At 71.9% G+C, this 6,425-nt stretch carries 5 protein-coding genes; 3 read left to right on the top strand and 2 right to left on the bottom strand.

Annotation, left to right across the window (positions count from 1 at the left end):
* Nucleotides 1-333 precede the first annotated feature (333 nt).
* Nucleotides 334-1,089 (bottom strand): phosphotransferase, encoded by a 756-nt coding sequence (locus tag ADY59_RS46080; protein WP_231619222.1) that lies wholly within the window; start codon nucleotides 1,087-1,089, stop codon nucleotides 334-336.
* Here ADY59_RS46080 and ADY59_RS46075 point away from each other — a divergent pair.
* The 3 genes from ADY59_RS46075 (at nucleotide 1,049) to ADY59_RS50885 (ending at nucleotide 4,732) form a co-directional block, all read left to right on the top strand.
* Nucleotides 1,049-2,737: an ABC transporter ATP-binding protein gene (locus ADY59_RS46075; RefSeq protein WP_049577315.1), complete on the top strand. Its 1,689-nt coding sequence runs from the start codon at nucleotides 1,049-1,051 to the stop codon at nucleotides 2,735-2,737. The genes ADY59_RS46080 and ADY59_RS46075 overlap by 41 nt on opposite strands.
* Nucleotides 2,738-2,741: 4 nt before the next feature.
* Nucleotides 2,742-4,499, top strand: coding sequence for an ABC transporter ATP-binding protein (locus tag ADY59_RS46070; protein WP_049577313.1), 1,758 nt, complete (start codon nucleotides 2,742-2,744; stop codon nucleotides 4,497-4,499).
* 77 nt (nucleotides 4,500-4,576) lie between these two features.
* Nucleotides 4,577-4,732: a hypothetical protein gene (locus ADY59_RS50885; protein ID WP_156326154.1), complete on the top strand. Its 156-nt coding sequence runs from the start codon at nucleotides 4,577-4,579 to the stop codon at nucleotides 4,730-4,732.
* A gap of 199 nt (nucleotides 4,733-4,931) precedes the next feature.
* On the opposite strand, the gene ADY59_RS46065 is transcribed toward ADY59_RS50885, so the two are convergent.
* Entirely contained in the window at nucleotides 4,932-6,266 is a 1,335-nt protein-coding gene (locus ADY59_RS46065; protein WP_049577310.1) for a tetratricopeptide repeat protein, read from the bottom strand.
* Between the last annotated feature and the right edge of the window lie 159 nt (nucleotides 6,267-6,425).

The raw sequence follows: 6,425 nt of genomic DNA, 5'->3' as shown, positions 1-6,425 counted from the left end.
TGTCTTGTTTTGTTAAATGTACCGACCACACCAGAGACATCCCCTACCCTCTCCGTCGGCGCCGTCAGATGTTAATAAGAGCCAGGTCCCCGCCCCGTGCCCCGTCGAGCAACCGCCGCACCGCTTCCTGCTCGGCGGCACGGCCATACAGCGTGGTGGACATGAACAGAGTGTTACTCGGGTGTGTCAAGCGATAAAGGGCCCCCTGTAAGGCTGGCGATTTCACCGATTGGCGACCACAGCCCGGGCAGCGACAGCCGGATCGAGCGGAGCGAGCGGTTCGGGCGGTCCCAGCGGTTCGGGCGTGTCGGCCCACGCTGCGGGTCCGACGGGTCAGGTGGCGGTCCAGGCGGCGGTGGTCTCGATCCGGTGCCGCCACAGTTTCTCGCCCTCGCCGCCCGGCTCCCAGCGGGAGGCGAAGTCGAGCAGGGTGCGGCAGCGGGCCAGCATGCAGGCGTGCCGGTCGGCCCAGGGCGGCACCGGGCCGCCGTAGGCGTCGAAGAAGTGACGCAGGTGCGGTACGTGCTCGGGGTGGTGCGCCCGGACGATCCACTCGCACCACGCCAGATCCTCCACCGGCCGGCCGGGATGCGCCCACTCCCAGTCGAGGATCGCGGTCGTCTCGAACGTCGCCGGGTCGAACAGCATGTTCTGCGGGCCGTAGTCGCCGTGCACCAGGCCGAGCCGGTGCAGCCGGGCCAGCGTGCGCCCGCACTCGGCCAGCACCTCCGCCGCCCGTCCCTCGTCGAGCAGGTCCTGGCCGTGCGCGCCTCGGACGAACTGCATGCTCACGCTCGTCTCAGTGACGGAATGCACCCGCGGCACGGGCAGCCGGCCGCGTAGCCGCCGCAGGAACCGGCTCTCGGTCCTGAGCCGGATCCGCGCGTCAGGACCCTGGTAACACTTGACGACCAGAGCGCCGTCTCCGACCGTGCTGTTCGTGTACCCGTGCTCCACAGCCAACGATTCTGGCGCACTCCCGGGGCGGGCGTCAGCCCTGGAAAATGGTTTGCTGGACCGGCAAGGACTTTGCCAACCTTGACGGGCTATGCGCTCCCTCCCCGAAGCCGATCCCGGCCTGCCTGACATCCGAAGCCCGCTGCGCTACCTCTGGTGGAACGCCCGTCGCCAGGGCCGTCAGCTGCTGGGCGGCATCGGTTTCGCCACGCTCTGGTGGCTCGTGCAGTCGCTCGTGCCCGCCGTGCTCGGCAAGGGCATCGACGCCGTCACGGCCAAGGACACCCGCGCCCTGCTGGCCTGGTCGGGGGTGCTGCTCGTGCTCGGTCTGCTCCAGGCGTTCAGCGGGATCATGCGGCACCGGTTCGCCGTCTACAACTGGCTGGCGGCCGCCTACCGCACGGTCCAGCTCACCACCCGGCAGGCCGCAAAACTGGGAGCAACCCTGCCCAAGCGGCTGTCGACCGGCGAAGTGGTCAGCGTCGGCAACTCCGACATCGCGCACATCGGCAGCTCCATGGACATCCTGCTGCGCGGCACCGGCGCGATCGTGGCGATCGTCACCGTTACGGTGATCCTGATCTCCACCTCGCTGCCGCTCGGCCTGCTCGTGCTGGTCGGCGTGCCGGTCATGGCGGGCGCCGTCGCGCCGCTCCTCAAGCCGCTGCACCGCAGACAGCACCGGCAGCGCGACCTGACCGGCGACCTGTCCACCCGCTCGGCCGACATCGTCGCCGGGCTGCGGGTGCTGCGTGGCATCGGAGGCGAGCGGGTGTTCGCCGAGCGCTACCGCGAGGAGTCGCAGCGGGCACGGCACGCCGGCGTCGCCGTGGCGCGGGTCGAGTCGCTGCTCGAAGGCGCCCAGATCCTGCTGCCCGGCCTGCTCATCGCGCTCGTCACCGGCCTCGGCGCGTCCTTCGCCGTGTCCGGCCAGATCTCCGTGGGCCAGCTCGTCGCCTTCTACACCTACGCGGTGTTCCTCATCGGGCCGATGCGTACGCTCACCGAGGCTGCCGACAAGCTGACCAAGGGCCACGTCGCCGCCCGCCGGGTGGTGCGCATCCTGTCCATCGAGCCGGAGGTCACCGGCGGCGACGGCGCCAGCGCGGGCGGCGTGCTGCGCGACTCCTACAGCGGCGTCACCGTACAACCCGGCAGGCTGACCGCGCTGGCCGCGAGCACGCCCGAGGACGCCGCCGCGATCGCCGACCGCCTCGGCCGCTACTCCGAGGGCGACGTCACCTTCGGCGCCGCCGACCTCGCCACGCTGCCCATCGACGAGACACGCGCGCGCATCCTGGTCGCCGACAACGGCGCACGCCTGTTCACCGGCCCGCTGCGCGACGAGCTCGACGTACGTGGCGGCGCCTCCTCCGAGCGCGTACGCCAAGCCCTGCACGCCGCCTGCGCCGAGGACATCGTCGAGGCGCTGCCCGACGGGCTCGACGCCGAGGTGGCCGAGGCCGGGCGCGAGTTCTCCGGCGGCCAGCAGCAGCGGCTCCGGCTCGCCCGGGCGCTGATCACCGACCCGGAGGTGCTCATCCTCGTCGAGCCGACCAGCGCCGTCGACGCGCACAGCGAGGCCCGCATCGCCCACCGGCTGGCCGAGGCCCGCGCCGGCAAGACCACGCTGATCTGCACCACCAGCCCGCTCGTGCTCGACCGCACCGACCACGTGTTCTACGTCGAGGACGGCCGCGTACGGGCTGAAGGCGCCCATCGCGACCTGCTGGCCACCGCGCCCGCCTACGCCGCGACCGTCACCAGAGGGGAGGACTGACGACATGGCTCGCGAGATCCTGCCCGTCGCCGATCAGAAGCAGGTGCGCGCCTACGCACGGCGCCTCACGCTGAAATACCCGCGTCAGCTCGCCGGCGCGCTCGGCCTGCACGGCCTCGCCGCCGTCGCCGGCCTGGCCGTGCCGTGGCAGCTCGGCCACCTGGTGAACGACGTCAAGACGGGCGCCCCGGTCAACGCGTTCCTGGTCGCCGCCGCCATCGCCGGCTTCCTGCTGCTGCAGGGAGTGCTGGTGCGCTACGCCGTGCTCGCCTCGTCCAGGCTCGGCGAGAAGGTCCTCGCCGAGCTGCGTGAGGAGTTCGTCGACCAGGTGCTCGGGCTGCCGCTCTCGACGGTCGAACGGGCCGGCGCCGGCGACCTGCTCACCCGTACGTCCCGCGACGTCGACTCGCTGTCCAGGACCGTACGGCACGCCGTGCCCGAGACGTTGATCGCGGTCGTCACGTTCACGATCACCATCGGCGCGCTGCTGCTGGTCGGGCCGCTGCTCATGCTGCCCATGCTGATCGCGGCGCCGCTGCTCTACTTCAGCACCCGGTGGTATCTGAAGCGGGCCCGCGACGGCTACCTGCGAGAGAACGCCGCATACGCCGACATGACGGAAGGGCTGGCCGAAACAGTCGAGGGCGCCCGCGCCATCGAGGCCCTCAGCCTTCACGAACGGCGCCGCGAGCGCACCGACCGCGACATCAGCCGCTCCTTCGCCGCCGAACGCTACACGCTGCGCCTGCGCGTCATCTGGTTCCCCTCCGTGGAGCTCGGCTACGTGGTCCCGGTGGTGGCCGCGCTGCTGTTCGGCGGCCTCTTCTACAGCTCCGGCTGGGTCACGCTGGACCAGGTCACCGCCGCCACCCTCTACGCCCAGCAGCTCATCGACCCGCTCGACCGGTTCCTCATGTGGATCGACGAGCTCCAGGTCGGCGGCGCGGCCATGGCGCGGCTGCTCGGCGTCGCCAACGTGCCCGACGACCGGCGGCCCACCGGCGCCCGGCCCACCGGCGAGCTGCTGGAGGCCGACGACGTCCGCTACGCCTACAGGCCCGGCCGCGACGTGCTGCACGGCGTGTCGCTGAGCGTGCGGCCCGGCGAACGCCTGGCCATGGTCGGCCCGTCCGGCGCCGGCAAGTCGACGCTCGGCCGGCTGCTCGCCGGCATCCACGGCCCGCGCACCGGCACCGTCACCGTGGGCGGCGTGCCGCTCGTCGACCTGCCATTGGACGACCTGCGTGGCCACGTCGCGCTCGTCACCCAGGAGCATCACGTCTTCAAGGGCACGATGCGCGACAACCTGCTGATCGCCCGGCCGGACGCCGACGACGCCGCCGTCCGCGACGCGCTGGCGGCCGTGGACGCGCTCGACTGGGTGCTCGCCCTCCCCGACGGCCTCGACACGGTCGTCGGCTCCGGCGGCCTGGACATCTCCCCGGCCCACGCCCAGCAGCTCGCGCTGGCCCGCCTCGTCCTGGCCGACCCGCACACGCTGGTCCTGGACGAGGCCACCTCGCTCATCGACCCGCGCGCGGCCAGGCACCTGGAGCGCTCGCTCGCGGCGGTCCTCGACGGCCGCACCGTCATCGCCATCGCCCATCGCCTCTACACGGCCCACGACGCCGACCGGGTGGCAGTGGTGGAGGACGGTCACATCAGCGAGCTCGGCTCCCACGACGAGCTGGTCGCCGAGGGCGGCTCCTATGCGGCGTTGTGGCAGAGCTGGCATGGCACCCCGAGCACCACTCGCACCTGACAACCTGGGATAAAGCGAAACCAAAGCGCCCCCGGCTACTGTCGGCGCCGTCGATCGGAAGTTAGACGGGGGTAAGAATGCGCAAGTTGCTGATCATCCTGGCGATCGCGGCAGCGACCTTCACCGGGGTCGCCGGCCCCGCCGGCGTCACTGCCGACGGACCGGCTTCGGACCCGCCTCGCCTGTGCGAGACGAATCCGAAGATCGACTGCGACATCCCGTGGACCATCTGACGATGTGACACGGCAGCCGTCGACCGGCGTGCGGCTCTGGCTTGTCGCCCAGCGACACGGGGAACCAGAGCCTCAACGGGCACGCCGGTCAACGGCCGCACCACCAGGACCTCAGCAAGCGCACGGCACGGGTTGACGCCTGCGGACCGCGCTCAGCGAGCGCAGGCCTCGTTGGGTGGCGAGGGGCGTCGTTGGGTGGTCAGGGCGTCGTTTGGTGAATGCGGGTCAGGGCTTCGGCGGCCTGGGCGCGTAAGGGCTCGGCGTTGATCTCGGCGAACAGCGCCTGCGCCCGCTCCAGCTCCACCGCCGCCCCCGGCCTGCCACTCTCCAGCAGCAACGTGCCCAGCGCGAGCCGGGCCCGGCCCTGGATGAGCCGGTCGCCCACCTCGGCGGCGATGTCGAGGGCTTCGCGCAGCGTCCGCTCGGCGTCTCCCGCCCGCCCCAGCTTCAGGTGTGCCTCTCCCAGGCCCTGGAGCACATACGCCTCTCCGATGCGGTCATGCGCCTCGCGGACGATCGTCCGGGCCTTGCCGTACGCCTGCAGCGCGGGCTCGGAACGGCCACGGCGCAGCGACAACTCCGCGAGGCGCATCAGCGCCTGGGCCTCGCCCCGCCGCACGCCCTCCTGGGTGTAGATGGCCAGCGCCTGCCTGAGCAACGGATCGGCCTCGTCCAGACGCCCGCACTCGCCGTGGATGAGGGCCATGTTGGACAGCACGTACGCCTCCGCCGCCCGGTCGCCGACGGCGCGCAGCAGGCCCAGGGCCTCGGCGTAGCGCCGCAGGGCCCCGTCCAGGTCGCCGCCGGCCCGGTCCAGCAGCGCGGCGTTGCGCAGCGCCAGCGCGCGGCCGTGATCCTCGCCGATCTTCTCGAAGATGGCCAGGGCCGCGCTGACCAGGGGACAGGCGTCGTCGTAGCGCTGCTGGAAGATGGCCAGCGAACTGAGCGAGAACAGCATCGCGCCCTCTCCCCGGGCGTTGCCCGCGGAGAGACAGGCCGCGAGCGCGACCTCGGAGACGGCCCGCCAGTCGTCGAAGTAGCCGTAGGTCTCGAACAGCGTGACGGCCGTCATGGCCAGGCTCCAGGCCAGCTCGGCCAGCCCATGGTCGGCCGCCTGCTGCACGGCGCGGATCAGGACCGGCAGCTCGGCGTCCAGCCACCCGAGCGGTTCGTCGCCGAACATCTGCGAGCCGTCGATCTCGGGCAGGTCGACCAGGCCGCGCAGCACCGTGAAGTGGCCGCCGTAGTGTCGCCGGTGCGCCTGCTCGACCAGCGCCAGCAGCGTCGCGCCCGCATGCTCCAGCACCGCGGTGCGGGCCTCCTGGGTGTCCTCGGCGAACGCGCGTTCGGCGGCGAAGATCCTGACGAGGTCATGCCACACGTAGTGGCCCCCGCGCCGCCTCAGCAGGGCCGTGTCGACCAGCTCCTCGAACGCCCGCTCCACCACCTCCGCCTGCGCCGAGGCCCCGGACATCAGGAGCCCGAGGGACGTCGGCTCGGCCGTCCGTACGCAGGCCGGAGTGACGGGATCCACGCCCTCGTGCGTGTCGCACGGGACCGGCCTCGTGCGGTGGCCCGGTGGCGTGGTGGGTTCGGGATGGTCTGCGGTATGTGGTGTGGTCGGTTCGGGGCGTGCCGGGGTGCGCCGAGTCGGCGGGATTTCGGGGGCTTGCGGGGGTGCGCTCGTCAGTTT

The sequence above is a fragment of the Nonomuraea sp. SBT364 genome, assembly GCF_001083785.1.
Classification (GTDB): domain Bacteria; phylum Actinomycetota; class Actinomycetes; order Streptosporangiales; family Streptosporangiaceae; genus Nonomuraea.
This window is presented reverse-complemented; position numbering and strand designations above follow the sequence as displayed.